At 48.4% G+C, this 26,580-nt stretch carries 27 protein-coding genes and 2 pseudogenes; 8 read left to right on the forward strand and 21 right to left on the reverse strand.

Features of this window, described 5'->3' with window-relative positions; all coding sequences use genetic code 11:
• Positions 1 to 64: 64 nt before the first annotated feature.
• The 4 genes and pseudogenes from DWZ44_RS02785 to DWZ44_RS02800 form a co-directional block, all read right to left on the reverse strand.
• Positions 65 to 376 carry a DUF5720 family protein gene (locus tag DWZ44_RS02785; RefSeq protein WP_008728385.1) on the reverse strand — a complete coding sequence of 104 codons (312 nt, stop codon included), beginning with the start codon at positions 374 to 376 and terminating at the stop codon, positions 65 to 67.
• A gap of 50 nt (positions 377 to 426) precedes the next feature.
• Positions 427 to 1,287 carry a DUF6017 domain-containing protein gene (locus tag DWZ44_RS02790; RefSeq protein ID WP_117800731.1) on the reverse strand — a complete coding sequence of 287 codons (861 nt, stop codon included), beginning with the start codon at positions 1,285 to 1,287 and terminating at the stop codon, positions 427 to 429.
• A 66-nt stretch (positions 1,288 to 1,353) separates the two neighbouring features.
• Positions 1,354 to 1,644: pseudogene (locus DWZ44_RS02795) on the reverse strand (DUF5720 family protein).
• A 12-nt stretch (positions 1,645 to 1,656) separates the two neighbouring features.
• A pseudogene (locus DWZ44_RS02800) lies at positions 1,657 to 1,935 on the reverse strand (ParB/RepB/Spo0J family partition protein); the annotation flags it as partial.
• Positions 1,936 to 2,424: 489 nt separating this feature from the next.
• Between DWZ44_RS02800 and DWZ44_RS02805 the strand changes: the two are divergent.
• Entirely contained in the window at positions 2,425 to 2,673 is a 249-nt protein-coding gene (locus DWZ44_RS02805) for a DUF6061 family protein (RefSeq protein WP_110442440.1), read from the forward strand.
• A gap of 49 nt (positions 2,674 to 2,722) precedes the next feature.
• Here DWZ44_RS02805 and DWZ44_RS02810 read toward each other — a convergent pair whose 3' ends face one another.
• The 7 genes from DWZ44_RS02810 to DWZ44_RS02840 all read right to left on the reverse strand — a co-directional run bounded on the left by DWZ44_RS02810 (position 2,723) and on the right by DWZ44_RS02840 (position 10,674).
• A complete protein-coding gene (locus tag DWZ44_RS02810) occupies positions 2,723 to 3,748 on the reverse strand; it encodes a sensor histidine kinase (protein WP_033121502.1) in 1,026 nt (341 codons plus the stop codon).
• Complete coding sequence (locus tag DWZ44_RS02815; RefSeq protein ID WP_033121503.1) at positions 3,745 to 4,422, reverse strand: response regulator transcription factor; 678 nt, start codon at positions 4,420 to 4,422, stop codon at positions 3,745 to 3,747. The genes DWZ44_RS02810 and DWZ44_RS02815 overlap by 4 nt, the downstream gene beginning before the upstream one ends.
• A 19-nt stretch (positions 4,423 to 4,441) precedes the next feature.
• On the reverse strand, positions 4,442 to 6,514 hold the full coding sequence (locus DWZ44_RS02820; RefSeq protein WP_117804182.1) for an ABC transporter permease: 2,073 nt from the start codon (positions 6,512 to 6,514) through the stop codon (positions 4,442 to 4,444).
• Entirely contained in the window at positions 6,504 to 7,271 is a 768-nt protein-coding gene (locus DWZ44_RS02825) for an ABC transporter ATP-binding protein (protein WP_110442442.1), read from the reverse strand. Before DWZ44_RS02825 ends, DWZ44_RS02820 begins: the two co-directional genes overlap by 11 nt.
• Before the next feature lie 77 nt (positions 7,272 to 7,348).
• Complete coding sequence (locus DWZ44_RS02830) at positions 7,349 to 8,536, reverse strand: hypothetical protein (protein ID WP_117760462.1); 1,188 nt, start codon at positions 8,534 to 8,536, stop codon at positions 7,349 to 7,351.
• Positions 8,537 to 8,600: 64 nt separating this feature from the next.
• Entirely contained in the window at positions 8,601 to 9,545 is a 945-nt protein-coding gene (locus DWZ44_RS02835; RefSeq protein WP_110442444.1) for a DUF3658 domain-containing protein, read from the reverse strand.
• 25 nt (positions 9,546 to 9,570) lie between these two features.
• Complete coding sequence (locus DWZ44_RS02840) at positions 9,571 to 10,674, reverse strand: DUF6076 domain-containing protein (protein ID WP_117760464.1); 1,104 nt, start codon at positions 10,672 to 10,674, stop codon at positions 9,571 to 9,573.
• Positions 10,675 to 10,895: 221 nt separating this feature from the next.
• Between DWZ44_RS02840 and DWZ44_RS02845 the strand changes: the two genes are divergently transcribed.
• The 7 genes from DWZ44_RS02845 (at position 10,896) to DWZ44_RS02880 (ending at position 17,143) form a co-directional block, all read left to right on the forward strand.
• Entirely contained in the window at positions 10,896 to 11,516 is a 621-nt protein-coding gene (locus tag DWZ44_RS02845; RefSeq protein ID WP_117804183.1) for a CHC2 zinc finger domain-containing protein, read from the forward strand.
• On the forward strand, positions 11,491 to 12,864 hold the full coding sequence (locus DWZ44_RS02850) for a DNA primase family protein (protein WP_117804184.1): 1,374 nt from the start codon (positions 11,491 to 11,493) through the stop codon (positions 12,862 to 12,864). The genes DWZ44_RS02845 and DWZ44_RS02850 overlap by 26 nt, the downstream gene beginning before the upstream one ends.
• 399 nt (positions 12,865 to 13,263) lie before the next feature.
• Positions 13,264 to 13,479, forward strand: coding sequence for a phosphoribosylglycinamide formyltransferase (locus tag DWZ44_RS02860; RefSeq protein ID WP_109258817.1), 216 nt, complete (start codon positions 13,264 to 13,266; stop codon positions 13,477 to 13,479).
• Between the two features lie 63 nt (positions 13,480 to 13,542).
• Complete coding sequence (locus DWZ44_RS02865) at positions 13,543 to 13,728, forward strand: hypothetical protein (protein WP_109258816.1); 186 nt, start codon at positions 13,543 to 13,545, stop codon at positions 13,726 to 13,728.
• A gap of 77 nt (positions 13,729 to 13,805) precedes the next feature.
• A complete protein-coding gene (locus DWZ44_RS02870) occupies positions 13,806 to 15,095 on the forward strand; it encodes a plasmid recombination protein (protein ID WP_117804185.1) in 1,290 nt (429 codons plus the stop codon).
• A gap of 18 nt (positions 15,096 to 15,113) precedes the next feature.
• Complete coding sequence (locus DWZ44_RS02875; RefSeq protein ID WP_033121834.1) at positions 15,114 to 15,416, forward strand: hypothetical protein; 303 nt, start codon at positions 15,114 to 15,116, stop codon at positions 15,414 to 15,416.
• 80 nt (positions 15,417 to 15,496) lie between these two features.
• Positions 15,497 to 17,143: a recombinase family protein gene (locus tag DWZ44_RS02880; protein ID WP_330411339.1), complete on the forward strand. Its 1,647-nt coding sequence runs from the start codon at positions 15,497 to 15,499 to the stop codon at positions 17,141 to 17,143.
• A gap of 103 nt (positions 17,144 to 17,246) precedes the next feature.
• Here DWZ44_RS02880 and rpsI read toward each other — a convergent pair whose 3' ends face one another.
• The 10 genes from rpsI to clpP all read right to left on the reverse strand — a co-directional run bounded on the left by rpsI (position 17,247) and on the right by clpP (position 26,570).
• On the reverse strand, positions 17,247 to 17,639 hold the full coding sequence (gene rpsI / locus DWZ44_RS02885; protein WP_117509622.1) for a 30S ribosomal protein S9: 393 nt from the start codon (positions 17,637 to 17,639) through the stop codon (positions 17,247 to 17,249).
• Positions 17,640 to 17,656: 17 nt separating this feature from the next.
• Complete coding sequence (gene rplM / locus DWZ44_RS02890; protein WP_055219851.1) at positions 17,657 to 18,085, reverse strand: 50S ribosomal protein L13; 429 nt, start codon at positions 18,083 to 18,085, stop codon at positions 17,657 to 17,659.
• A gap of 214 nt (positions 18,086 to 18,299) precedes the next feature.
• On the reverse strand, positions 18,300 to 19,052 hold the full coding sequence (truA, locus tag DWZ44_RS02895) for a tRNA pseudouridine(38-40) synthase TruA (protein WP_117804187.1): 753 nt from the start codon (positions 19,050 to 19,052) through the stop codon (positions 18,300 to 18,302).
• Between the two features lie 24 nt (positions 19,053 to 19,076).
• On the reverse strand, positions 19,077 to 19,877 hold the full coding sequence (locus DWZ44_RS02900; RefSeq protein ID WP_055265741.1) for an energy-coupling factor transporter transmembrane component T family protein: 801 nt from the start codon (positions 19,875 to 19,877) through the stop codon (positions 19,077 to 19,079).
• Positions 19,871 to 20,755, reverse strand: coding sequence for an energy-coupling factor transporter ATPase (locus DWZ44_RS02905; protein WP_055265743.1), 885 nt, complete (start codon positions 20,753 to 20,755; stop codon positions 19,871 to 19,873). The genes DWZ44_RS02900 and DWZ44_RS02905 overlap by 7 nt, the downstream gene beginning before the upstream one ends.
• Entirely contained in the window at positions 20,746 to 21,591 is an 846-nt protein-coding gene (locus tag DWZ44_RS02910; protein ID WP_055219895.1) for an energy-coupling factor transporter ATPase, read from the reverse strand. Before DWZ44_RS02910 ends, DWZ44_RS02905 begins: the two co-directional genes overlap by 10 nt.
• Positions 21,592 to 21,595: 4 nt before the next feature.
• Complete coding sequence (gene yihA, locus DWZ44_RS02915) at positions 21,596 to 22,201, reverse strand: ribosome biogenesis GTP-binding protein YihA/YsxC (protein WP_055219842.1); 606 nt, start codon at positions 22,199 to 22,201, stop codon at positions 21,596 to 21,598.
• Between the two features lie 34 nt (positions 22,202 to 22,235).
• Positions 22,236 to 24,563 (reverse strand): endopeptidase La, encoded by a 2,328-nt coding sequence (gene lon / locus DWZ44_RS02920; RefSeq protein ID WP_117804188.1) that lies wholly within the window; start codon positions 24,561 to 24,563, stop codon positions 22,236 to 22,238.
• Positions 24,564 to 24,584: 21 nt separating this feature from the next.
• A complete protein-coding gene (gene clpX, locus DWZ44_RS02925) occupies positions 24,585 to 25,880 on the reverse strand; it encodes an ATP-dependent Clp protease ATP-binding subunit ClpX (RefSeq protein ID WP_117509624.1) in 1,296 nt (431 codons plus the stop codon).
• Positions 25,881 to 25,988: 108 nt separating this feature from the next.
• Positions 25,989 to 26,570, reverse strand: a complete 582-nt coding sequence (gene clpP, locus DWZ44_RS02930; RefSeq protein WP_022461349.1) for an ATP-dependent Clp endopeptidase proteolytic subunit ClpP — start codon at positions 26,568 to 26,570, stop codon at positions 25,989 to 25,991.
• Between the last annotated feature and the right edge of the window lie 10 nt (positions 26,571 to 26,580).

Raw genomic sequence — 26,580 nt, forward strand, 5'->3', positions numbered from 1 at the left:
TCTCTTTTTTTGCTAAGGCGGAACCACCAGCCGCCGCAGAAGATAACGCTTCATACCGCCCTCCTTAGCGTAACTGGTCAGAACGGTCATAGTGCAGATTGCCCTGACGTACCTTTGCGTGGCTCAAAATCTTAATCTGCCCCTTTTCCTGACTATCCAGTGCTTTTTCATAACCGGTATCCGACAGGAACAGGCGGGTTCGTTCACCTTTCCAGCCAACAGGGGAATCGTTCGTCAGCACATCAAAAATAATCATGTGCCGGGTGTCCTCCGCAAAACGCTGGAGATCCATATATCCATGACCGTGATAATTCTGCGCTCCTGCCTTTGCCCGCATTTCTTCCATCAGCTGCCCTATGGTCTTTCCCTCAGACATCATGCTTGCTCCTTTCTCCCGGCAGTTCCGGGCAATAAAAAAGCGACCATTTACCAGCCGCCATACAGATCGTGATTTACTTGTGAGGTGTAATGATTGCTTATCGTGGTCGGTGCATTGAACAGAACGGTCAGAAGATACTGCTTCATGTTACGAATTTCCGTGGTGTTCTTCTGTAAACAGTCCATGACAAACTCAATGTGCGAGTTATCCAGCTTCAAGAATCTGGAACGAACGATTTCATGCGGAAAATCACTTCCTGCAATACGGGTGGTCTTTCGCTTTGCACAGACCGTTTCCACGATTAGCTCCACAATCTCATCCAAATCCTCCCGATAAGTTTCATACTGCTGACACAGGTATTCATACCCGATATTCTCCTGAATCAATTCCCGATAACTCTCTATCTCTGTGAGTGACATCGCATCCCTTCCTTTCCGTTCCGGCAGACAATCTGCCGCGCAATCCCGGAAGGGAATGGAATCGGTACTTGATCCATAAATATTTTGTTTTTGAGTATTTGATTTCTCTATATTTAATTCTGCGGGCTTTTCCGTATCCGGTTTATCCATATACGGGTTTTCCGTATCTGGTGAATCCGTATCCGGTTTTCTAAGCTGTGGCTGCTCGTATATGACATACTCTGTATCGCTGATGCGTCCCTGCCGGTCACGCAGCTTGTGCCGCACAATGTAACCGGCAGCCTCCAATTCCCGCAACGCAACGCCTATGGCATCCACGCCCTCCTTACAGATCTTTGCAAGACCACGGGTGGTGTAATTCCAGTCCTCTGGCAAAGATAACATCATGGAAAGCAGTCCCTTGGCTTTTAACGACAGGTTTGCATTTCGTAAATGATGATTGCTCATCACGGTATAATCACGGGTCCGTTCAATGCGAAAAACGGCCATCGACCTCACTCCTTCTGAATTTTGGGTACAAAAAAACCACAATCCTAAATCAAAGAATTGTGGCGTTCAACTTTCTCTATATTTTCTTGTGCATTTCTTTCCCGGCTTAAAGTCGAGGATGTGTCCCTCAACAACACGGGCATACCGCTTGATTTTGATTTTCCGGCGCTGATGATCTTGGAGAGCGTTCTAATAGCTGTCCTCTGCAAGAAACAGACGCATTTCATCACCTCTGCTCCCGTAAGCACTGCACGGATGGAGAACACCAAATTCAATCATCCATCGGGTGCTGTCCTTAAAGCGTTCCACAGCAAGAATGTTATGTCCTTTCAGCTCCCTTGCTAAAATATCTTTCATAGGCGGCTCCTTTCATCGCTCCTGGTCTCTCTGACGTTTACGCTGCCATTGTTCCAATAGCTTGATAATGGTCTCCTGCATCCTGGCTGGTGTGTAGCTTTTGGGAAAATACTTCCGCAGAGTGTCAGAAGTAAAAGTAACCCTGTCCAGCAGTTCGGGAATCAGTTCTGTCAGTCGAATAAATCTTTGAACCTGATTTCTACTTGACCCCGCCTGTTGTGCCAAAATTTCGTCAGCCCGCAACTTCGTCCCAACTTGGGACGAAGTTAAATCCACTCGCTCTCCCTGATGCAAGCACGATAGTCACTTTCCTCCTCGCCATGACAAAAAGCACCCAGTTATTTGTTACTGAGTGCCTGCATTAGAATCGTATTTAATTGTTCAGATTTGGTCAGATTATGCCAAACCCTCCAGCGAAAAATCCGGTGTCTGAGAGTGCCAAATCACCCTCAAAAATACCCCCGAAATTGTTCTCTGGTTGTCCTATTTTTTAACCACTAAGACCGTTTTTTGACCCCATTTTTGCCGACTGTCCTATATTTAACCACTAAAAATCGGGTGAAAACGGCTCTCGTTTGGTCAAATGAGGTCAAACTATATCAGCCTGTTTAGGTATAAGAAAACCCCGGAAAACCTTGGCTTAACAGTGATAAGGAACTAATTTACTTATCAACTGTTAGCTGACGGTTTCCGGGGTGCATACGGACAAATCCCGTCTGATTTCTAACAGGAAGTCAGACGGGATTTTCGCTTTATATTACGAATTATGGAGGACATACCATGAAAACCTTAATATCTTGTGCCTACAATATGGATAATTGCTGTGTGGAAGTGAAATTCAGCGACGGCAGTATGATTGCGATTGACACTATCGCCGTTGAGAACGAGATTGCTGACAATATGTATCAGCGGTCAGAGCTGGATTATTTGATCTACAACGCTCCTTTGGAGTATGCAGACCTTATCTTGAACGGCGATCCCGAAACCTATTTGAAAACTGTAACAGAATACAAGCCTTGGGATAGCTGACAACACGCTGCCCGCAGGAGAAAATCCTGCGGGCGTTTTTCTGTTTATATTATTTCCCTCCGTTGGATCTCAATTTAGGAAAGAAGATGACAATCTTGAAGCCCTTTCCCCACTGGGAAGCTGCTTCCAGATGAAGATTTAGATCGTCGGCCATCTTCTTAACCAGGTAAAGTCCCATACCGGTAGCCTTCTTTCTGCTGTCAGTAGAATCCCCGGTAAAGCCCTTTTGAAAAATGTACGGCAGATTATATTTTTTTACGCCAATGCCGTTATCTTCAACAGAAAGGATATCTGCGGTCTCCGAATGTATCACGGAAATTGTAAGCATGGGACTATCGCTGCTATATTTGATGGCATTGCTAACGATTTGTCCCAACATAAACTGAAGTCCTCTACGGTCTGTATAGACTGTTTCAGATTGCAGTTTGTTGAGAATGACAAACTGCTTCTCTTCAAGAAGTGGGGCATAGTCCTCCAGAACTTCACCCAAGCAGTCATTCAAATTGACATCCTCAAATCGGTAATCCTTTGTACTGCTCTTCAACCGGGCATAGTACAGCATCTGCGTGACATCCTCCTGAAGCTGACTGCGGACATAATCCAGCTTTGCTTGCAGGGAAGGAGAGATTTCATCGTTCCGGTTATCCAAGAGCATGGTCAGCAACGATAGGGGCGTTTTCGCTTCATGTGCCCAGCCCTCCACATATTCTTCATAGTCCTGTAGGGCATCTGCCATACTGTTACTCTCAGTTTTGTGTTCCTGTAAAACTGATGCCAGAAGCCGGATAGATTCTCCTTCTTCCCGGCTGATGGCACTGAGCAGCCGTTCCTCGTTGCAGATGGTAGGATCACTGAGGAAATCCCGGAACAGTTCTCGGCGGGTAGTCTCCCGCTTGTTTAGTACAAACAGAATCGCTGAAAACAAAAGGAGGCTTGTCAGAACTACTAACCCAATCAAGGGTTGAAATGCCTGAATGTCAGAAATCCAAAGAATGATAGCACAAAAGCAATCCACGCCCAACAGCAACAATAGCCAGGGGTAGTATCGCTCTGTTATGCGCCAAAGCTGCTTCATGGAGCCACCCCCGTTTCCAGACGATAGCCCATCCCACGAACCGCAACGATTCGCTGCTTCATCTCAAGACCGGACATCGTCTTTTTCAGCCTGGTCAGATTAACCTGCAAGGCATTTTCGTCTATGTATTCCGTGGTTCCCCATAGTGCTATGCAAAGTTGCTCCGTCGTGACCAGAGCATCGCCGCCGGACAAAAGAGCAACCAACAGTTTTCCCTGATTTTTTGGAAGCACGACAGAGGTATTATGAATATAAAGCGTGTAGGTCTGCTGGTCTAACAGGAAATCTGGTCCCTCTATGAGATTGGTACGGCCTTCATACCTTTTGAGAATATTGGATACCCTGGCAAGAAGCCGGTCTTTTCTGCACGGCTTCGTCAAATATTCATCGGCACCCAAGTGGAACGCTTGCAGTTCATCCTTTACCTGATCTCTGGAAGTTAGTACCAGGACGGGGATAGCGGTTTTATTCTTTAGTTCCTGGCAGATTTGAAAGCCACTGATCTCCGGCAAATTCAGGTCTAAGATCACAAGGTCAGGACGGAGGGCTGCCAGGAGCCGAGCGGCATCTTCAAACTCGGTGATTGCCTCCGCAAGATACCCGTCCTTTTGGAGCATATTGCAGAGTTCTTCCCGCATATAGACTTCATCTTCCACAACAGCAATTCTTTTCACGACAGCACCTCCTTCCAAATTATTCTTCTCTCTGCGGCTGCATCAGTGTCAGCAAATACCGATCACTGGAGTGCTTGACCACTCTCATATAAATATATTCTATCACGCAAAGCAGCAAAATCATAGTAGCAGATACAAGCAGCATTTCAGGCACTGTCCCACGGGTTCGGGACGAGAGTATCCCTGTAAACAACGCTCTGACTCCAAACAGACTGCTGACAGCTGCAACCAATACAGGAAGTCCCATAAACCACGCAATCTGCTTTCCGGCAGACTGGCAAAGGCTTTCGTAAGTGGCTCCCAGGCGGATCAGGGTCTGGTATCTACGCCCGGTTTTCTGCTGGCTCATCAGGAACTGAACACCCACAATGGTGTTGGCAACCACCAAGAACACAATCGCCAGATAGAGGGTAATATAGATGGATGCTACGGTGTAGAAAAGCTGGCGGCCCATATTCTGAAGATAGCTTTCATATTCGATACCTATTTTGTCCAGCTTCTCGTTCAGATCGGAATAGGCAGTCATAAGGCTATTTCCATTCAGAGCTTGCTCACTGAGCACCGCATTGACATAGGTATCATACATTCCCTGACTATAATATAGGAATGCTTCATCCGGAAGAATCAATGCAAAGGACAAGGTTATAGAACGGTCCGTGACCAAATTCACAGACTGAACCTCTCCTGTAAGATGAATCGGACTACCATCCAGTTCCACCTTGGGCTGCCCGGCCAATACTTGGTTCAGCATTGCGGTACGGCTTGCCGTAGTAAACTCTGTATCAATATAGACAGTGGCCTCCTTTTCGCCTAATTGGAGAGCCGGATTGCCGGACAATTCCAACAAACGATTATAGTCCGATAAACAAATCAAATATGGGTATGTGGCATAACCAAGATTGTTCAGAAGGACATCCCGGTCTTCCGACTGGGGCAGGCTCCGAAGAGAGTCCATAACAGCGTCCATGCTGTAGGCATTATCATAATCTTCTGTGGTGCGAATACGCCCAACCCTCATTTCAAAAAGCTCTGAAAATTGATTTTCCAAACCGTTTTCTTTCAGGGCTGCCTTTATATTCGGAAGAACCTGCGATGAATCTTCTGCAGTATGATCTTCAAAAGTATAGTCGATTACATGGCCAGAAGACAGGCTATTCGTTCCTGCAATTCCTACGCCCGCACCAAAACAACACAGCGCCGCCAGAATCAGCAGGGAGCTGATGGCCATGGAGGTTGACTGATGAATAACATTCTCCTGAATCTGCCGGAAGGTAAATACATGAAGCTGCTTATTTCCTTTTCCTTTCTTAACAATCAAAGCAATCAGCGCACGCATCCCATAGAAAAGCAGCATCGTACCAACTATGCCCAACAGCAAAGTCAGTCCCATCATACTTACCTTTGTCCATGCAATTCCCTGAATCGCCATGTAGTAAGCCACTGCCAACATCACACTTCCGCATATAGCAGCCAGTCCATAGATAACAGATGGCATTTGCTTTTTGGGGCGGTTCGTTGGCTGGGATAGCAAAGTACCGATCTCCTGGCGGCTGATTCGTCCACTCAAAATCAGAAGTGCCGTCAGCTTAATTGCCAGAAATCCTGCCAGCGTCCATTCAATCGCAGACCAGGATAAAGAAAACTGATGACCGATGATCCCCATGCCTACCAGCTTGGCGGTGACAAGACTGACAATTTCTGAAAGCACCACAGCCACAGGTAAGCCTATGAGCATGGCAAGAATACTGGTCAGGAAATCTTCCGCCAGAAGCATACCAAACAGTTTACTTCTACGCATCCCCAACATTAGATAAACACCAAACTCATGCCGTCTGCGCTCGAACTGATACTTGCAGGCAAAATAGATCAAAAAGAACAGAATACCGAGGGTCATCCCATAAAACGCAGGAATCAGAAGCAGGAGTTTGTCAACTGCGTCACTCTCCATTTTCTGCAAAAAGAGCATCACATCTTGAGTGGAGATGGAAAGAATCATGTAAAAGGCAACAATAGAAATCACCAGGGAGCTGAAAAACAGACCGTTTTCCTTTCGGCTGCGGCGGCTGTTCCGAAGAATGAGATTAGAGAACATTTGCGCTGCCCCCTCCCAGTTGCGCCATCACCTTCAGGATGCGCCCGTAGAACTCCTGCTGGCTTTCGTCTCCACGCCGAAGCTCATGAAAGATCACGCCATCCTGGATGAACAGGATGCGCTTACAGAAGCTGGCGGCATTGGAATCATGGGTTACCATCAGGATCGTAGCTTGTTCGTCACGATTCAGGCCGGACAGCTTCTCCATAAGACTTCTTGCGTTCTTAGAATCCAGCGCACCCGTCGGTTCATCGGCAAGGATCATTTGGGGATGTAAGATCAGAGCCCTTGCTGCCGCAACACGCTGACGCTGGCCGCCGGACATCTTGGACGGAAACTTATCCAGAACATCAGTGATTTCCAGATAGTCAGCCAACTGCTTCAGCCGCTGGCTGCTTTCTGCTTCGGATACCCCATGCAAGGAAGTCGGGAGCAGGATGTTTTCCCTGCCAGTCAGGTTGTCCAGCAATTCAAAGTTCTGGAATAGATAACCAACTTTTTTGCCACGGTACTCTGCAAGAGCCTTTCCCCTGAGGGATTGCAGAGTATCGCCCTCCACCTGAATGCTTCCACCGGTGGGCTGAATCACAGTTGCAATACAGTTGAGAAGCGTGGATTTACCGGAACCACTGCTTCCCATAATGCCGAGAAACTCTCCCGGCATCACCTGGAGGGTGATCCCATTCAGTGCATTTGTTTGACTTGGCACATTGCCATAGATTTTTGTTAAATTTTCAATATTCAAAATGGGTTTCATGTGAATACCTCCTATCATTTGTAATAAAATGATAGCATGGGAACACAGCAAATACCACTTACAGTTGTTGTAAGGATTCAGGATATAAGTGGCGGCTCAAGGGGGACGAGCATATATTTTTTAAGAGCATCAGGCGACAATGATAAAATATACCGGATCGCCTCATTGGCAAACCAGTTCGTTTTAATTGTATCCCAATCAGCAAGCCGAATGATTTCTGCTGTGCCGTTCTCAAAATCAACTGATATTTCGCCCCATTCGCCGTCGCAGTCTGCCTGGTATTCGTAGATTGCGGCGGTGATTTTCTTTTTGCGCTTGGTTTTGGATTTCTGTTTCAGCCGGACTGCATGGATAGCACCCTCGGCAACCAAAAACTCCGTCAGCTTGTCCACTGCTTTCCGGTAGGCTCGCTCTGCACCGCTGGCTGTGCTGCCCTCAAACATAACCGCCAGTTCTTCAAAGGTGGGGCGGTTCTTCCATGAGCCGACACGCCCACAGGTCATACAAATCGCCAGCCGCTTTTCAAGCAAGGTTTGCTCCCGGTAATTCAGTTTCTCAAATGCCCGCTGCACCTTTTCAGCCTGTATGCCGTTCCAGAGGATGTCGGTATAGTTCCATGTATCATCAAGGGCAACATCTTCACCTGTTTCCTCGCCATCCTCGTCCGTTACATAGAATGGCTGCTGATTGCGGATGCCACGGACTACTTTCAGGTATCCTTCCGCAAGGGCAAGGTCGCAGTTGTATTTCTTTGCAAATTCACTGACCGCATCCTTGGTGTTATGGTACAGCCACGCCATTGACCGCACCATTTTGTAATTGGTCAGAGAGGATACCGACCATTTTTCTTCGCCCATGCGGAAACGGAGCATAGCATCCCGAATGAACGGAAAAATGTATGTTGCATACTCCGCACCTTTGGCAGGAGCATAGTCCATCAGCTTTTGGAGCATTTGCTCCCGGCAGGACAGTTTTATATCCAGAAAACGGTCTGTGTCGTATCGATTGCCGCCATCCACACCGAGAAAGGTTTTGATGCGCTTGTTAAGTTGCAGCTCGTAGTGGTGGAGAAAGAATGAGAAATATTTCAAGTCTTTTTCCCGTAGGGCAGACAGGATATATTCGTTCGGATTGTCTACTGTAGGCGGTTCCGGTTCCAGCTGGAAGATGCGCTCTGCAACATAGGGTGGGATGCCATCATCGGATGGATTGACAGCGTGTTTCGGTATGTATCCGGTCATATTCCATGAAAAATCATTCAGCATAGCGCACCTCCTTCCAGTTTAGTAATACTCATAAATATCCCGTGATCAACTAATGGGTTATTTATTACTTTATTTTCTTTAACATACGGTGATAAATAGGTGCATTTGGTGCAGGAGTTGTGATTGGGAGCAGAAGTCCCTCTTTGATAAATTGTTCCACACGCAAAGCAATCCACCCATCACCGATCCCTAATTGATTCTTTCCAAGAACCTGTCCAACAAGCACGCTTTCCCTAAACTCGTCGTCCAGTGTATCCAATTCTCGAAGAATAAATGTATCATACAGAGTTTCTGATACGCTGACCAGTTTGCCGTTTATAACAGCACGAAGAGGAGAATTTTCCTGTTGGAGTTCTCTCCAGCGGTTAGCCAAACTACGAAGGTAATTTGTTGGCAACTTCTTCCCAAGAGATGCCATCCGTCCCAAGTGATAAGGTTCAACTTCTCCCCAACCGTTATACTGGACAATGCATCCATCTGGTCTTGTTTCCCACATTGGAAGCTCCACAATGGTAATATCCAATTTTTCAAAGCCGATTGGTCGTAGTTGTTCCAGAAGCCAATACAATCCGCACACATCATCTGGGTCTCGTCCGACCCAAACACGAATCGGCTCTCCGTTTTGTGCTTTTTCCAGTAGTGTAGCATAGTTCTTTCGGGATGTATTGAGAAGTTCAGTTACGATTTCAGATGCCATATCGGGCAGTATGCTTAGTAGCAAAGATAATGCCGACTCACGCTCCAAACAAATTCCTGCTTCGGAGATGTTGCCCACAGACAATGCCAGCGGAAGATTAACTATGTCCTTACGATTTCCTTCCAACGGTATAGCATTCTCCCAACCAGAACGCTCCCGTTCTTCTGCTTGATGCTGGAACTTTTCTATTTCTTCTTTTGAAACTGTCCCATCAGAGATAATTACACTGGTTGCTCCGCCTAAAAAACCCTTATGTCCAATCGCAACCGCCATAGTCCCTGCGGCACTGTCGCTAAATACTACTTCTAACATAACGTTGCTCACCTCTTAGCTAAATTCAAATTCTTTTTATTGCTTCTTTCTTCAACGCAGCCTGTCCCATTTCTTTTTCATAATCACCCTTGGCGTAAGCGACATTGCTCAGCGCCCGAAGCATCTTATCTTTCGCCAGTTTTTTCATAACCTCTGCAAGATCAGCGTCCAGAGCGCCACGCTTCACATAGCGGTTTATGGTATTCAGTCGCTTCTCATAAATCTGTTTCAGCGGATGATCGTCCGCAAGTTCCCGCTGTTCTCTGCCTTTCAGGTTACCGATCTGCCGGCAGGTGCGGTGCAGCTTGTCCCCCGGAGCGTAGCCGCCGCAGTATTTGGTGTGCCTTGCATTGGTGGTCAGAAACCATTTGCCGCAGATTTTGCATTTTTTCGGTGCATGGCCAACACACAGGCCCTCAAAGAGATCAGACCGGAACATCCCCACAAAGGATACATAGTGCATCCGCTTGACCAGCTTCGCAACTTTTTCGCCGGGACGGATGACGGATACATACTGAACGGAATTGTTCAGGGTAGACATCCAGGCATTGCCCTCCGTGATGGAAAACTCCGGCGGGAAATAATTGCCGAACATTCTGGCAAAGCCCTCTGCGGTACGGTCAGCTTCGTTGCCGTCTGATTTTTCTGCAAAATCAAGCATGGTCGTTTGGTATTCCCCAAGGGAGTATGCCAGATGCCCGAAAACTGCGGTATAGCGTTGGAGCATCATCGCATCGGCAAAGTTCTGGATTTCTTCAAATTGCAAAGAATTGGTTGCGGCTTTTATGGCAAACTCCACATATTTCAGCGCATTGTCCACAGTAAAGACTTTTTCAATCCGTTCTCTGTGCTTTGAGATATTCATATAGGAGAACGGCGGTGTTTGACTGAGAATATCAAGCATCGTCAGAGCAGCTTCCGTTGCAATAGGACAGAGTGCAGAAGCATCCTGTCCGGCGTTTAATATTCCAAGCAGCAGATTGATTTTCTCGCATTGCTCGTTCATCTTTGCGATGGTATCCGCAGGGACATTCAGCGCATCACAGGCAAGAGCGCCGACAGGAAGTGTTTTTCCCTCATATATGACCGTATCCTGCCAAAAATCCAATGTCATCAGTTCTTGGTTCATGCTTGCCCCTCCTGTCCTGTTTTTTCATTTTCTTAATTCTATCATGCTAATGTAAAGAAATCTACATCTATCCATAAGTTGTCCTGTTTTTTGAAACGGGGTTGTCCTCCGATTAGCCTGTTTTTTGAAAAATCCGGCATAACAATAGTAGACGGAGCGAAGCACCTGCCAATCACGGCGGGTGTTTCGTGCTTTCTGAATACTATGAACGGAGGTTTTCTATGACAATCTATGAAACCATCAAGGTGGCAATCAGCGTAAAGCAAGCCGCCGAACACTACGGGCTGAAAGTCAACCGAAACGGCATGGCTTGCTGCCCGTTCCACAATGACAGGCATCCGAGCATGAAGCTGAATGAGGATTATTTCTTCTGCTTTGGCTGCGGAGTCAAGGGGGATGTGATCGACTTCGTGGCAAGGTCGTTCGATCTGAGCAGCTATGAAGCAGCGCAAAAGCTGGCTTCGGACTTCGGACTTGACCCGAAACCGCCCACTGCCGCAGCTATGGCCAAGCTCAAACGTCCCTATATCCGTCAGTTCCGGGAGGATGAAATGCTGTGCTTCCGGGTGCTGACGGATTATCTGCATCTGCTGGAAGATTGGAAAGTACGATACGCACCCAAGACACCGGAAAATGCTCTGGATGATCGTTTTGTGGAAGCCTGCCAGATGCACTGCCATATCGAATATATGGCAGACGTGCTGACCGTGGGCGATCTGGAAGAACGGGTGGCATTGGTGGACAAGCTGATGAAGGAGGGCAAGATTGCTTTTCTGCAAGAGTACACCGCACGAAAGAAGGAGGAGGTGGCGTACCATGGCGAAGAACCGAAAAACGCCTGATATGAACTTGCCCATGTGGTTTGATGGGCAGAACATCAACGAAGCTCTGTTTTGTGAAGAATTTCTGCATGAGCGCAGAATCATCTTTGCAAACGGAGCTTTTTTCACGCCCGATGGTAGAGTGACGGACGATCTCCCATTGCGTGGGGAGATTTACGACAAGCTGAAATTCTGTGCTGCGAACAATATCCCACGGAAGATCACCAACATTCTGGAAGTGCTGAAACTGGAAGCACAAGTGCCGGACTTTCCGCCGGAGCAGGATCGCATTCATGTGTCCAACGGTACGCTGCTGCTGAACGGAACATTTACCGAGGGCAGACCGGCTATCGTGCGAAGTCGTCTGCCTGTTGCTTACAATCTCGATGCTACTGCGCCGGTGATCTGGCTGAACTTTCTGGATGGGCTGCTCCATGCGGAGGACATCCCCACTTTGCAGGAGTTCATTGGCTACTGTCTGATTCCCTCCAACAAAGGTCAGCGCATGATGGTGATTAAGGGCAACGGCGGTGAGGGCAAATCCCAAATCGGTGCGGTGCTGTCCACCATCTTCGGCACGAATATGAAAGACGGCAGCATCGGGAAGATTTCTGAAAACCGTTTTGCCCGTGCCGATCTGGAACACATCCTGCTGTGCGTGGATGATGATATGCGGATGGAAGCTCTGCGTCAGACCAACTATGTAAAATCCATCGTGACTGCACAGGGCAAAATGGACTTGGAACGCAAGGGCAAGCAGAGTTATCAGGGCTGGATGTTTGCCCGGTTGCTGGCATTCAGCAATGGTGATCTGCAAGCCCTGTATGACCGCAGCGACGGCTTTTACCGCAGACAGCTTGTACTGACTACCAAGGAAAAGCCCGTGGGCAGAGCCGACGATCCCGACCTTGCTGAGAAGATGAAAGCCGAAGCTGAGGGCATCTTCCTGTGGGTGTTCGAAGGATTGCAGCGGCTCGTTGCCAACAACTTTAAGTTTACGGAGAGTGACCGTATCCGGGAAAACCGGGAAGCGGTCAAGCGTGACAACAACAATATCTTTGATTTCATGGATTCCGAGGGATATATCCGGCGTAAAGCGGATGCGTCCATCAGCTCCAAGGATTTCTATGAAATCTATCGGATGTGGTGCGAAGAAAATTCCCTTGCACCGCTGAAAGCCCGCAGCTTCAGCGACGCCATGATTGCCAATGCCAAGAAATTCAATCTGGAACATTGCAACAACATCACCAACTCTGCCGGACGGCGGGTGTGGGGATTTATGGGTGTGGAAGCTGTGGCAAGGCCTCATATAAATGGGTTTTACGATGTTTCGTCATGTACGTACGTACCGGAGGAATGGCGGGATTGATTTTGCCAGTCATGCTCTGTACGTATGTACGCAGCATTTACCCCTGTTTTCTCCCATTATAGGAAACAACGGCTTTCAGAGACAACCTGTTTTCGGGTATTGAAAATCAATGGCAATGGAAACAGCAAAGTTTTTGACCGCAGGACGAAGCTATTTCACGAAATCGTGCTTCTCTGAACCGTGTACCCTGTTCACGGAACAATAGATGTTTTCATTTTTCCAGACCAAATCACACGAAACAGTAAAGCGGGATATGGTCATATATGGACAGGACATCACAAGCAAAATTCTGAACGGATTTCAGAGATTGCAGATTTTTCACTGTTCGGTGTATCTGCTCCGTTTTGGGGTGCAGAGATTGTACCGAACCACAAACAGAATTATGGAGGATTTTTCAATATGAATGTACGCAATGAAATCAAGGCACAGATCATCCGTGCTGGGATGACCATGCAGGAAGTTGTTGACCTGCTCTCGGACGAGTACGGATGGAGCGACAGCGTTTCCAACCTGTCCGCAAAATTACAGCGGGAAAGCATCCGATACAAGGAAGTATTGGAGCTTGCCGATGTGCTGGGATGCGACATTGTATGGCAGCAAAGACGGGAGAAGTGATGCCCCCGGCAACAGCCCCTCGCATCTCCCGTCCCCATAGGCACACCGCAGTGCTGCCTATGGATGGCAGTGAAAGACGCTGCCAACGTCTGCAAGAAACGTTCCGCAGAACAGCTTCATGCAGACGGGCTGACCATGGGAAAAGTTGCAGACATTTTGCCTTGGTCAGCAGAGGTCACCGCAGTGACCGCACACCCCCTCGGGAGAGCCCACGGCACTTTGCAGCCAGAATGGATGAAAGTGTTATAGTGGGTTATTACACTTCCGCAGAAGTGCATCCCCGCAGCCCCGCCCGTCTGCTACTCTCGAAAGAAAGGAAAAAACCTATGGCAAGAAACGATGGAATTGACCGTACCTTTGCCCGTAACCAGGACTTGCCCACCCTCGACGATGTGGCGAAAGTTCAGGAGCATAACGAGCGAGAAAAAGACAGCTACTCCAATCAAGATATTGATACCACCCAGACCCACCGCAATGTCCACTTCAAGAAACCTACCGGCAGCTATGCCGCCATGTTCGATCAGATGATTGCAGATGGTGTTATCTCCACCCGTGGTCTGAAAGCCGATGCGGTGAAATATGGGGAGCTGCTGTTTGATGTAAACTCTGCCTACTTCCACAACCACGGCGGCTATGAATATGCCAAACAGTTCTATGCCTATGCCTACAAAGCCGCCGTGGAGATTGTGGGCGGTGAGCAGTATATCCTCTCCGCTGTAATGCATGCCGACGAGCGCAACCGGGCAATGTCGGAAGCTCTGGGTGAGGATGTGTACCACTATCACCTTCATGTGGTTTATATCCCGGTGGTGGAGAAACAAATCCTGTGGTCGAAGCGATGCAAGGATGAATCCCTCCGGGGAACGGTAAAGGAAACGATCACACAGGTCAGCCGCAGTAAGAAGTGGGAATCCAAACCCGTTCTTGATGAAAACGGAAATCCTATGTTGAACGCAAAAGGGAAAAAGATTTTGAAGTCGTCCTACAGTGTGCTGCAGGATGACTTTTTCAATTTCATGCGAAACGCTGGTTATACCGATGTAGAGCGTGGAGAATGTGGCAGCACCGAAGAACATCTGACGGTGACACAGTTCAAGGTACAGGCCGAACAGCAGCGTTTGGAAGCTGTGACCGGACAGGTGGCACAGGCCGAGCAGAGCTTAGCGGATGCCAAAGCTGCCACGGAGAAGCAGAAAAAGAAACTGGAAGCTCTGAAAAAGGAAACTCAGGCTGCTAAGTCTGTTGCTATGACTGCACATGAGATTGAGTCGATGGGCAAGAAAAATCCCATTACGGGAAATGTTACCATGACGGCGGATGAGTGCCGCACGCTAAAGGATTATGCGGTCAGCAGCTTTGCGGAAAAGTCTGAGAAGCTGAAATACAAGCAGAAATTCGAGCAGGCAGATAAAAACGCAAAGATATGGAAAGACCGTTTTGAAAAACTGAACAAAGACTATGAGGAGCTGAAACAAAAAGCCCAGCCTTTCCTGGATGCGATTGAGATTGCATCTGAAAAGGTCTGGGCTTTTATCAATGCCATCCTCGCCAGGGGAAAGGAACTGTATGAACACAAACACCCTGCCCGCAATCGTGGACAGGACATGGAAATTTAAGAAAGGAACTATTTGCCTATGAAGAAAACCGTAGATGAAATTAACAAGATGATTATGGAAGATGCCCCGATGGAAGAAATCAACGATGCCATCGGCTATATTGATATTTGCTCCTGCTTCGATCCGATTTTTGAGCCGCCTATTGATTTTCTGGAAGAATGCCGCAAGCGTTGGGAAGCGGCACAGTCCTCTTTCTGCAAAACCATTGAGTGCAAGATCGGAAACACATGGTATGTGATTGAAACGGAGTGTGATGGAAATGAGCCACTTACCGACAAGGTAAAACGGCTCATTTTTTCTGACAAGGGGGTGATTTGTTAATGACTGCGACACAAAAGCATGATATAATTCCAATATGCACAACGGTACTGTCGGCTGACCAACCACCGAAGGAGGATATTATGTTGGATCAGCAGAAAATTACCATTCTCTATTGCCGTCTGAGCAACGAGGATGCCCAGGAAGGCGAGAGTAACAGTATCGCAAATCAGAGAGAGTATTTAACCCGATATGCCCGTGACCACGGGTATACAAACCTGAAAATTCTGGTGGATGACGGTTATACGGGGACGAACTTCAATCGTCCCGGTGTGCAGGAAGGCTTTGAGCTTGTCAAGCAGGGGCTTGTGGGCTGCTGGCTGGTCAAAGACCTCAGCCGCTTTGGTCGTGACTATCTGACTGTTGGACAATATACGGATATTATCTTTCCGAGTTATGATGTCCGCTTTATCGCTATAAATGATGGCGTAGACAGCAACCGGGGAGACAGCGAGGGCTTCGCCGCAATCCGTAATCTGTTCAACGAGTGGTATCCCCGTGATACCAGCAAGAAAGTCCGTGTCAGTTTGCGGCAGAGAGGAACCAGTGGGAAGCACATGGGCAAACCGCCCTACGGATACCGCTGTGACCCGGAGGACAAGGATCACTGGATTCTGGATGAAGAAGCGGCTCCGGTAGTCAAGCTCATCTTCGACCTTTGCATTGACGGCAAAGGCCCGGAGCAGATTGCAAGGATTCTGGAAGAAAAGCAGATTCTGACTGCAAAGGCACTCTATGCCAAGCGAAAGAAAAAGCCGATGCCGGAAAGACCGTACCACTGGGGCAACCAGTCCATTGTAGGGATTTTGGAACGGCAGGAGTACACAGGCTGTACCTGCAACTTCAAGACTTATTCCAAGTCCTACAAGCTGAAAAAGCGGATTCCCAATGAGCCGGAGAATATGTTTTATCTGCCGGACACACAGGAAGCGATTGTATCTCAGGCACAGTTTGACAGGGTGCAGGAACTGAGGAAAAACAAACGCCGCCCTGCAAAAGCGGAACGGCAGGGATTGTTCTCCGGGCTTCTGTTTTGTGCCGATTGCGGCGGCAAGCTCCACTTTGCCACAAGCAAAAACTTTGAGGGCAAGCAGGATCACTACGTCTGCAACAACTACAAGAGCAACCGTGGTACTTGTACTGCCCACTATATCCGGGAAGATGTGCTTCGTGAAATCGTTCTGGAACGCATCCGGGCAGTCAATGAGTATATCCGAAGCGATGTGGACGGTTTTCAGGAGGAATGGCTGCAATGCCGCAGGACTGACCAGGAGCGCAGCATCCGGGATGACAAAAAGAAGCTGGAACAGGCAAAGAAACGCCTTGCCGATCTGGATGTCATCATCGCCCGGCTGTACGAGGACTATGTTCTTGGAAATCTCAATCAGGACAGATACAGAAAGATATCTGCGGACTATGAAGCGGAGCAGGAACGGTTAAAGCTCGAAATTGAAGTTATCGAAGAATGGGTGGAACAGCGGGAAGAAATGAACGACGGTCTGGATGCCTTTATCGCCCTGACACAGAAATATGTGGATGTGGAGGAGCTGACACAGACCATCGTGAACGAGTATATCAAGAAAATCATCGTCTATGCCCCGGACAAATCCAGCGGCAAGCGCAAGCAGAAAGTGAAGATTTTCTTCAACTTCGTGGACGATGTAGATATTCCCGTTATTTCCGAGCCTATCATCACGCAAACAACCTATGAACACAGAAAAACGGCGTGACCTTCGGGTCACACCGTTCTCTGCGACAAAATAGTTACTTGTCACTATTAAGCCTTGATTTTCCGGGGTTTTGTAAACCTTTTGATATAGTCTGAGCAGTCGATTATCGCTTGCTGAACTGCGGAGCGCGACGAGCTGCTTTGAGACCGTATTTCTTACGCTCTTTCATTCTAGGATCACGAGTCAGGAATCCTGCTTTTTTCAGAACTGGTCTGTAGTCGTTATCTACAGTCAGAAGGGCACGTGCAACACCGTGACGGATTGCTCCTGCCTGTCCTGTGTATCCGCCGCCGTGAACGTTTACGATCACGTCGAATTTATCGGATGTCTCTGTAGCTGCCAGAGGCTGACGAACGATAACTTTCAGGGTCTCCAGACCAAAATACTCATCGATGTCTCTTTTATTGATGGTAACTTTACCAGTTCCCGGTACAAGATATACTCTTGCGATAGATTTTTTTCTTCTTCCGGTTCCGTAATATTTTGCGCTAGCCAATGTTCTTTACCTCCCTATTAAAATGTTAATACTTCTGGTTTCTGAGCTGCATGAGCGTGCTCTGCACCAGCGTATACGTGAAGTTTTGTGAACATCTGTCTTCCAAGAGGTCCTTTTGGAAGCATGCCTTTCACTGCAAGTTCAACAACCTTCTCCGGTTTCTTAGCCATCATCTCACGAAGAGTAGCTTCTTTCATTCCGCCTACATAATCGGAGTGGCTGTAATAGATCTTCTGATCCAGTTTTTTACCGGTTACTGCTACTTTATCAGCGTTGATTACGATTACGTAATCACCAGTATCTACGTGCGGAGTGTACTCCGGTTTGTTTTTTCCACGTAATACTTTTGCTACTTCAGATGCCAGACGTCCTAATGTACATCCTTCTGCATCAACAACATACCATTTTCTTTCAATCTTATCTGGATTTGCCATAAAGGTGTTCATGGATATAACCTCCTGTGAAAAATTCAATTTACTGTTTCATGTATATAGGAAACCGCCTTACCGGGGCTTATGGCATCGGCGTTTTCAAACTACGTCACACATTTAGTAATTATATTATACGAATTTTGGAATGTCAACTGTTTTTTACCCATATTTTGCATTTTTTCGTAAACTGCGAGTCCCATTTTGCGGGAAATACAGACCACTTATGTCTTTACTCGAAATTCCATTCGGGATACCGGATCTGTACCAGTGTCAGACCCTCCGGCCTTGCCGTTGCTCCCGCCATTTTTCGATCTTTCGCCGCAAGGATTTCTTTTACTTTCTCCGGCGGATAATCACCCTTTCCAACCTCAAGCAGTGTTCCGGTGATAATCCGTACCATATTGTAGAGAAAACCGTTTCCGGTGATCCGGAAGCGGATCAGATCGTCTTCTTTTTCCAAACTCGTTTCATAGATGGTACGGACCGTGTCGGTCACCTCCGGTTTTGCTGTTGCAAAGCTTTTAAAATCATGCATGCCAACCAGATACGATGCTGCCTGCCGCATCGCATCCACATCCAGCGGACCGTACCAGAAATAGGAATTCAGTCTCCGCGTCGGATCTGCAAAGGTGCGGTTCAAAATCCTGTACTCATATGTTTTGACTGTTGCGGTAAAACGCGGGTGAAAGTCTGGCGGCACTTCGGATGATCCCTGAATACGGATATCTGCCGGAAGCCGTGTGTTCAGCGCAAAAGCGATACGGTCCGCCGGCATTCTCGCATCCGTATCAAATACCGCAACATTGCCGAGAGCATGTACCCCGGCGTCGGTCCGGCTTGCGCCGATGCAGGCAATTTTTTTTGCAAAGAGATCGGAAAGAGCCTGATTTAATACTTCCTGTACTGTAATGCCGTTTGGCTGCACCTGCCATCCACAGTAATTTGTGCCGTCATACGCTACAATCAGCTTAATTCTGCGCATTCTTCTCCTCCGTTTTCGTCAAAGTCAGAGTCCGCACACGCGAAGGCCGATACTGCACACAAGGTATGCCATAAGAACGCCATACGCTGCATAATCGCGCGTCTGATACCGAAGCGGTTTCATCTGTGTTCTTCCCTCTCCTCCATGGTAGCAGCGTGCTTCCATCGCCAGCGCCAGATCATTTGCACGGCGGAAGGCTGAAATAAACAGCGGCACCAGAAGCGGCACCATGTTCTTTACTCTCTGGATAATATTTCCACTCTCAAAATCCGCGCCGCGCGCCATCTGCGCTTTCATAATCTTGTCTGTCTCTTCCAGAAGAATCGGGATAAAACGGAGCGCGATTGACATCATCATGGAAATCTCATGCACCGGCACATGGATTTTTTTCAATGGTCCGAGCAGGCTTTCGAGTGCATCCGTCAGCTGGTTCGGTGTTGTCGTCAGCGTCATCAGCGAAGAGCCGATCATCAGGAAAATCAGACGCACCGACATACGGCATGCCATAGCCACACCCTCACGGGTGATCGTAATTTTCCAGATACGGACGAGCACCTCACCCGGCGTAAATAAGATGTTAAACACCATCGTAATCGCAAGCAGCACAAAAATTGATTTCAGACCCTTCGTGATAAATTTGAACGGTACCTTCGACAGTTTAATCATCACCGCAAGGAATACGGTTCCAAGCAGATAGCCCCAATTGTGGAACAAAAAGAGGGAAACGACATAAACGATCGTTCCTACAAATTTCACACGCGGGTCAAGCCGGTGCAGAATGGAATCTGCCGGGTAATACTGTCCCAGAGTAATATCTCTTAACATACTTCTGCTCCTTTTTTCCCGTTTTTCTTCTGACTTTCCAGTGCCGCAAGAATCGTATCGCGTGCCTCCTCAACCGTCGTCGCCGTTACGTCCACGTCCATGCCGTGTTCCTTTAGCGCATGCATAATATACGTCATCTGCGGCGCCGCAAGACCGATTTTCTCGAGCTCTTTATAGTGAGCGAAGACTTTCTTCGGTGTATCGTCAAACGCCACATGACCGTGGTTCATGACAATAATCCGCTCTACATATTTTGCAATATCCTCCATGCTGTGCGATACGAGCACGACCGAAATGCCGCGCGTCTTATGCAGCAATGCAAGCTGATCGAGGATTTCATCGCGTCCCTTCGGATCAAGGCCTGCAGTCGGCTCGTCAAGCACCAGAAAATCCGGGTTCATGGCAAGCACACCGGCAATCGCAACACGACGTTTCTGACCTCCGGAGAGTTCAAACGGCGATTTTTCATACATTTCCTTTGGAAATCCGACATGATCCAGCGCCTCTTCCGCCCGTTTTCTGCATTCCTCCGGTGAAAGTCCCTGATTTTTCGGTCCGAAGCAGACATCTGTGATCACATCCGTCTCAAAAAGCTGATGCTCCGGGTACTGAAAAACCAGTCCCACATGGCTTCGAAGCTCTCTTAGCGGATATCCTTCTTTCCAGATATCCTCTCCGTTATACAGCACCCGTCCCAATGTCGGGCGGATCAGACCGTTCAAATGCTGCACAAGCGTCGATTTTCCGCTTCCCGTATGGCCGATAATCCCAACAAACTGGCCATTCGGAATTTCAAGATTGATATGCTCCAGGGCGTGCATTTCATATGCCGTTCCCGGGCTGTATGTGTACGTTACATCTTCAAGTTTCAATGACATAATGCATTCACCAGTTCTTCAATGGTCAAAATTCCCTCCGGGAGATCTACACCATTTTTTCTCAATTCATAAGCCAACAGTGTCACTTGGGGTACATCAAGACGGAGTTCTTTTAATTTCTCCACTTCGGAAAAAATCTCCCTTGGCGTCCCCTGCATTACCAGCTTACCGTTGTCCATAACGAACACACGGTCCGCAAAAACAACCTCTTCCATGTAATGCGTAATCAGAATAACCGTAACGCCCTTTTCTTCATTCAGCTTACGCACAGCGCGAAGAACCTCTTTTCGTCCGTTCGGATCCAGCATCGCGGTTGGTTCATCAAGAACAATACATTCCGGCTGCATAGCCATCACTCCTGCAATTGCAACCCTCTGTTTCTGACCTCCCGAGAGCTTATTCGGAGAGTGGGCCCGGTATGAAATCATCCCGGTCGCCGTAAGGCTCTCCTCCACCCGTTTCCAGATTTCATCGGTCGGGACACCCAGATTTTCCGGTCCAAAGCCGACATCCTCTTCCACCACATTTCCGATGATCTGGTTATCCGGGTTCTGGAATACCATACCGGCTTTCTGGCGGATCTTCCAGACATCCTCCTCATCTGTCGTCTTCATATCATCCACCCACATGGTGCCTTCTGTAGGCACCAGCAGAGCGTTGATATGTTTCGCAAGCGTTGATTTTCCGCTTCCGTTATGCCCGAGCACCGCGATAAACTGACCTTTCTGGATTTCCAGACTGACGTCCTCGATCGCTTTTGTTACTTCCGGCTCCTGTCCTTCCTCCTCGTAACGGAGGTATTCATACCCAAGGCCTGCAGCACGTATCATACCCATGACATTATTCCCCGCTTTCTTCTGCATCCGAGCGGATTTCATCAATCAGATTCCAGATCTCCTCGCGTCCCTGTTTTGTCTCTGCAGAAAACGGAATCACAATCGTATCTTTCTCAACCTCCAGCGTCTCGCGGATCAGCTTGATCTGTTTCTGAAGCTGGCTGCGCTTGATCTTGTCCAGCTTCGTCGCAATGATGATCGGCTGATAGCCGTTTCGAAGAATCCAGTTGTACATGATGCGATCGTTGTTGGACGGTGCATGACGGATATCAATCAGAAGAAATACTGCGTGCAGCATTTTTGACTGATGCAGATAATCCTCGATCAGCTTGCCCCATTTTGCTTTAACCTCCTCGGAGGCTCTCGCAAAACCGTATCCCGGCAAATCCACCAGATACATTTCCTCATTGATGTGGTAGTAGTTGATCGTCTGTGTTTTTCCCGGCTGCGCACTGGTACGCGCCAGTGATTTCCGATTCATCAGGGCATTGATGAGAGAAGATTTTCCAACATTGGATTTTCCCGCAAATGCCACTTCCACCTGACCGGTATCCGGCAGTTTACTGGTGATTCCGCAGACATGCTGCAGCTCTACCTGTTTAATTACCATACTTTTCTTCTCCTGTTTTTTGCATCTTCTGGCCTTACTTCTTTTCCACAAGTGCCAGTTTTAATACCTGTTCCATGCTGCCGACAAATTCGATCTGCAGTCCGTCTGTGATCTCCGCATCCAGTTCTCTTACATCCGGCTCATTTTTCTCCGGAACGAGAACCATATGGATACCGGCTTTCTTTGCCGCCAGCAGCTTCTCTTTTAAGCCACCGATCGGAAGCACACGGCCGCGGAGCGTAATCTCTCCGGTCATCGCAACGTCTGCTTTTACCGGAACCTTTGTGATCGCGGAAACCATCGCCGTCGCCATCGTAATACCGGCAGACGGGCCATCTTTTGGAACGGCTCCCTCCGGAATGTGAATGTGGATGTCGTGTTTCTCGAAAAATTCTTTCGGAATCTCATACTGCTCTGCCACGGAACGAATAAAGCTGATGCCCGCCTGCGCAGACTCCTTCATCACATCGCCGAGCTGGCCGGTCAGCAGAAACTCTCCTTTTCCCGGCATCACATTGACCTCGATCTGCAGCGTATCGCCGCCGACTGCCGTCCAGGCAAGACCGCGCACAATACCAATCTCCGGTTTTTCGTTGGCCGGCTGGAACTCATACCTCTCTTTTCCGAGGAACTCTTCCAGGTTTTTTTTCGTCACAACAACCTCTTTTACCTGTTCCTCGAGAATCTTTCTCGCGCTCTTTCTGCAGATTCTGCCGATCTGGCGCTCCAGGGAGCGGACACCGGCCTCTCTGGTGTAGCCGCTGATCACTTCCATCAGCGCCTCATCCTCGATCACAAGCTGTGCTTCTTTCAGACCGTTCGCCTTCTTCTGCTTCGGAACGAGATGTTCTTTTGCGATATGGAACTTCTCGTTTTCCGTATAGCTTGAAATTTCAATCACTTCCATACGGTCCAGCAACGGACGCGGAATGTTCTGAATATCATTTGCGGTTGCAATAAAGAGCACCTCCGAAAGGTCGATCGGAAGCTCTACGTAATGATCGGCAAATTTATTATTCTGCTCGGAATCGAGGACCTCAAGAAGTGCGGAAGAGGTATCTCCCTTGTAATCTGCACTTACTTTGTCGATCTCGTCGAGCAGCATCAGCGGATTTTTCACCTTCGCCTGATGGAGTCCCGCCGCAATGCGTCCCGGCATCGCGCCGATGTAGGTTCTTCTGTGGCCGCGGATCTCCGCCTCATCCCGCACACCGCCGAGACAGATGCGGACGTATTTTTTATTCAGGGCTCGCGCCACGCTTCTCGCAATCGAGGTCTTACCGGTTCCCGGAGGGCCTGCCAGGCAGAGAATCGGGCTCGCGCCTTTCTTCGTCAGGGTGCGTACGGCCAGGAATTCGAGGATTCTCTCTTTTACTTTCGAAAGACCGTAGTGATCTTCCTCCAGAATCTCGCGTGCTCTTGCCAGATCTTGATTGTCACGGGATGCCTTATCCCACGGAAGCCCCAGCAGTGTCTCGATATAGCCGCGGATCACGCCTGCCTCGGACGGATTGTTTGCCGAATTTTCCAGACGGTGGATCTCCTCGGAAATCCGCTCTTTTACCTCTTTGGAGGCTTTGAGCTTCTCAAGCTGCTTCTTATAATTTTCAATCTCGGTCCGGGAATTGTCCTCGCCGAGTTCCTCGCGGATGACTTTAAGCTGCTCGCGCAGAATATAATCACGCTGGTTCTTATCGATCCGCTCTTTGATTTTTCCCTGAATCTCCGAACGGATCTCCTGAATCTGAATCTCGTTGGCGATCATGACGCAGAGCGTATCATACCGCTCGGAAAGCTCCACAGCCTCCAGCAGTTTCTGGCGGTTTACGTAGTCGAGGGGCAGATTCATGCAGATCTGGTCCACCAGCTTTCCAACTTCTTCGGTTCCGAGGATCTGGCCTGCCAGTTCCTTGCTGACTTTCTGCGTCTGCTCGCAGTAGACGGCAAACAGCTCTTTTAAGTTGCGCAGCATTGCCTCCTGCTCGATATCGGAAAACTGCATTTCGTCCGAGCCGGTAAACAGCGCCACCTCGGCGCGGAGATACTCGCTCTCCTCTTCCTCGAAGTTCAGCAGTTCTGCGCGTCTTTCTGCTTCTACGAGAATCCGAAGAACATCCTTTGGCATTCTCACAACCTGTTTGATGACCGCAATTGTTCCAATTTTATACACATCAAGCAGACCCGGTACTTCCGTATCCGGGTCTTTCTGTGTAATCAGGAAAATTTTCTGGTCTCCCAGCATCGCCTCCTCGACCGCACGGACCGATTTAGGTCTGCTGATATCAAAATGTACAATCATATCCGGCAAAATCGTTGTTCCACGCAGCGCAATCGCCGGTAATACTTTTGTCACTTCTTCCATTTAAGTTTCCTCCTGCGTTTTTCAGGCGGTTTCCGGTCTTCCGGATCTTCTTCCCATATTCCGCCGTGGAACAGGGGCCGGTTCGCCGTGAATAATCTCCGGCTCCGCCTTCTTTTCTACAGCGTCCTTGGTGATGACGCATTCTTTTGTCGTATTGTCCGACGGGATCTCATACATCAGATCCATCATCGTATCTTCCATGATTGCGCGGAGACCTCTGGCGCCTGTTTTCCGCTCCAGGGATTTCTTTGCAATCGCTTCGAGTGCATCTTCTTTGAAATCAAGCTGTACGCCGTCCAGCTCAAACAGCTTCTTGTACTGTTTGACCAGAGAATTCTTCGGCTCAACCAGAATCTTCATCAGGGCCGTCTCATCCAGAGAATTTAACGTAACGACAATCGGCACACGTCCGACAAACTCCGGAATCAGGCCGAACTTGGTCAGATCCTGCGGCATGACCTGACGGAGCAGATCTCCGACATTCTCATCTTTTGCATGGCCGATCGGATTGTTGAATCCGATGGATTTCGTATCCTGTCTCGTCTCGATGATCTTCTCGAGTCCTTCGAATGCACCGCCGCAGATAAAGAGGATATTCGTCGTATCAATCTGAATAAACTCCTGATGCGGATGCTTTCTTCCGCCCTGCGGCGGAACGGAAGCTACAGTTCCCTCCAGGATTTTCAGCAGTGCCTGCTGTACACCCTCGCCGGAAACATCTCGTGTGATCGAAGCGTTTTCGGATTTTCTTGTGATTTTATCGATCTCATCGATGTAGATGATGCCGTGCTCAGCGCGCTCGATATCATAGTCTGCTGCCTGAATGAGGCGGAGCAGAATGTTTTCTACGTCCTCGCCGACATAACCTGCCTCGGTGAGCGCCGTTGCGTCTGCAATTGCAAACGGAACGTTGATCAGTTTGGCCAGTGTCTGTGCCAGATACGTTTTTCCGGAACCGGTCGGTCCGAGCATCAGAATGTTGCTCTTCTGCAGTTCGATGTCGGAGGATGCACCGGAAAGCACTCGTTTGTAATGGTTGTAAACAGCAACGGAGAGCACTTTTTTCGCCTCATCCTGTCCGATTACGTAGTCATCCAGAAATGCTTTGATTTCCTTTGGTTTGATCAGGTTGATCTCGTCGGTATCCTGCTCGCCGTACAGATCCTCAAATTCTTCCTGAATGATCTCCGAGCAGATTGCCACGCAGTCATCACAGATGTATGCCCCGTCCGGGCCTGCGATCAGCTTGCGTACCTGGTCTTCTGTCTTTCCGCAGAAAGAGCAGCGGATCTTGGTATCATTCCCTTTTATAGCCATCGTTTTCTTCCTTTCAACATATTACAACTAAACCTTATCGCCGGATAAGGCAAAAGGTGCCACAAAAGCCTCATTGCCGGAACTACGCTTTTGGACACCTTTCCTCTCTTATCGGTTCGTAATTACATTATCAATCAGACCGTATGCTTTTGCTTCCTCTGCGGACATGTAGTTGTCACGCTCGGTATCGATCTCAATCTGTTCCAGCGGTTTTCCTGTATTTGCCGCCAGAATTTCATTTAATTTCCGTTTGGTTTTCAGAATCTGTTCTGCAACGATTTTGATCTCGGTTGCCTGACCCTGTGCACCGCCGGATGGCTGATGAATCATGATTTCAGAGTTTGGCAGAGCCATTCTCTTTCCTTTGGTACCGCCGGCAAGAAGGAATGCTCCCATGCTGGCAGCCATACCGATACAGATCGTAGATACATCACATTTGATGTACTGCATCGTATCGTAGATAGCAAGTCCTGCGCTTACAGAACCTCCCGGACTGTTGATATACATGTGGATATCTTTTCCCGGATCTTCAGACTCCAGGAACAGAAGCTGTGCAACGATCAGGTTTGCCGATACGTCAGTGACTTCCTCTCCCAGAAAAATAATACGGTCGTTCAGCAGTCTTGAATAAATATCGTAACTTCTCTCTCCCCTGCTTGTCTGCTCGATGACATAAGGTACAAAACTCATTCAATTGCCT

The organism is Blautia sp. AF32-4BH, assembly GCF_003460565.1.
In the GTDB taxonomy this organism is placed as follows: domain Bacteria; phylum Bacillota; class Clostridia; order Lachnospirales; family Lachnospiraceae; genus Fusicatenibacter; species Fusicatenibacter saccharivorans.

Coding starts and splice junctions, on each gene's coding strand:
- truA (WP_117804187.1), bottom strand. CDS start 19,052: ATGCGCAGAATTAAGCTGATTGTAGCGTATGACGGCACAAATTACTGT.
- DWZ44_RS02850 (WP_117804184.1), top strand. CDS start 11,491: ATGGCGAAGAACCGAAAAACGCCTGATATGAACTTGCCCATGTGGTTT.
- DWZ44_RS02905 (WP_055265743.1), bottom strand. CDS start 20,755: ATGTCATTGAAACTTGAAGATGTAACGTACACATACAGCCCGGGAACG.
- DWZ44_RS02910 (WP_055219895.1), bottom strand. CDS start 21,591: ATGGGTATGATACGTGCTGCAGGCCTTGGGTATGAATACCTCCGTTAC.
- yihA (WP_055219842.1), bottom strand. CDS start 22,201: ATGGTAATTAAACAGGTAGAGCTGCAGCATGTCTGCGGAATCACCAGT.
- lon (WP_117804188.1), bottom strand. CDS start 24,563: ATGGAAGAAGTGACAAAAGTATTACCGGCGATTGCGCTGCGTGGAACA.
- DWZ44_RS02830 (WP_117760462.1), bottom strand. CDS start 8,536: ATGCTGAATGATTTTTCATGGAATATGACCGGATACATACCGAAACAC.
- DWZ44_RS02810 (WP_033121502.1), bottom strand. CDS start 3,748: ATGAAGCAGCTTTGGCGCATAACAGAGCGATACTACCCCTGGCTATTG.
- DWZ44_RS02835 (WP_110442444.1), bottom strand. CDS start 9,545: ATGTTAGAAGTAGTATTTAGCGACAGTGCCGCAGGGACTATGGCGGTT.
- DWZ44_RS02820 (WP_117804182.1), bottom strand. CDS start 6,514: ATGTTCTCTAATCTCATTCTTCGGAACAGCCGCCGCAGCCGAAAGGAA.
- DWZ44_RS02860 (WP_109258817.1), top strand. CDS start 13,264: ATGAATGTACGCAATGAAATCAAGGCACAGATCATCCGTGCTGGGATG.
- DWZ44_RS02880 (WP_330411339.1), top strand. CDS start 15,497: ATGTTGGATCAGCAGAAAATTACCATTCTCTATTGCCGTCTGAGCAAC.
- DWZ44_RS02805 (WP_110442440.1), top strand. CDS start 2,425: ATGAAAACCTTAATATCTTGTGCCTACAATATGGATAATTGCTGTGTG.
- clpP (WP_022461349.1), bottom strand. CDS start 26,570: ATGAGTTTTGTACCTTATGTCATCGAGCAGACAAGCAGGGGAGAGAGA.
- DWZ44_RS02845 (WP_117804183.1), top strand. CDS start 10,896: ATGACAATCTATGAAACCATCAAGGTGGCAATCAGCGTAAAGCAAGCC.
- DWZ44_RS02790 (WP_117800731.1), bottom strand. CDS start 1,287: ATGGCCGTTTTTCGCATTGAACGGACCCGTGATTATACCGTGATGAGC.
- rplM (WP_055219851.1), bottom strand. CDS start 18,085: ATGAACACCTTTATGGCAAATCCAGATAAGATTGAAAGAAAATGGTAT.
- DWZ44_RS02825 (WP_110442442.1), bottom strand. CDS start 7,271: ATGAAACCCATTTTGAATATTGAAAATTTAACAAAAATCTATGGCAAT.
- DWZ44_RS02875 (WP_033121834.1), top strand. CDS start 15,114: ATGAAGAAAACCGTAGATGAAATTAACAAGATGATTATGGAAGATGCC.
- DWZ44_RS02900 (WP_055265741.1), bottom strand. CDS start 19,877: ATGTTAAGAGATATTACTCTGGGACAGTATTACCCGGCAGATTCCATT.
- DWZ44_RS02865 (WP_109258816.1), top strand. CDS start 13,543: ATGGCAGTGAAAGACGCTGCCAACGTCTGCAAGAAACGTTCCGCAGAA.
- DWZ44_RS02840 (WP_117760464.1), bottom strand. CDS start 10,674: ATGAACCAAGAACTGATGACATTGGATTTTTGGCAGGATACGGTCATA.
- DWZ44_RS02870 (WP_117804185.1), top strand. CDS start 13,806: ATGGCAAGAAACGATGGAATTGACCGTACCTTTGCCCGTAACCAGGAC.
- clpX (WP_117509624.1), bottom strand. CDS start 25,880: ATGGCTATAAAAGGGAATGATACCAAGATCCGCTGCTCTTTCTGCGGA.
- DWZ44_RS02785 (WP_008728385.1), bottom strand. CDS start 376: ATGTCTGAGGGAAAGACCATAGGGCAGCTGATGGAAGAAATGCGGGCA.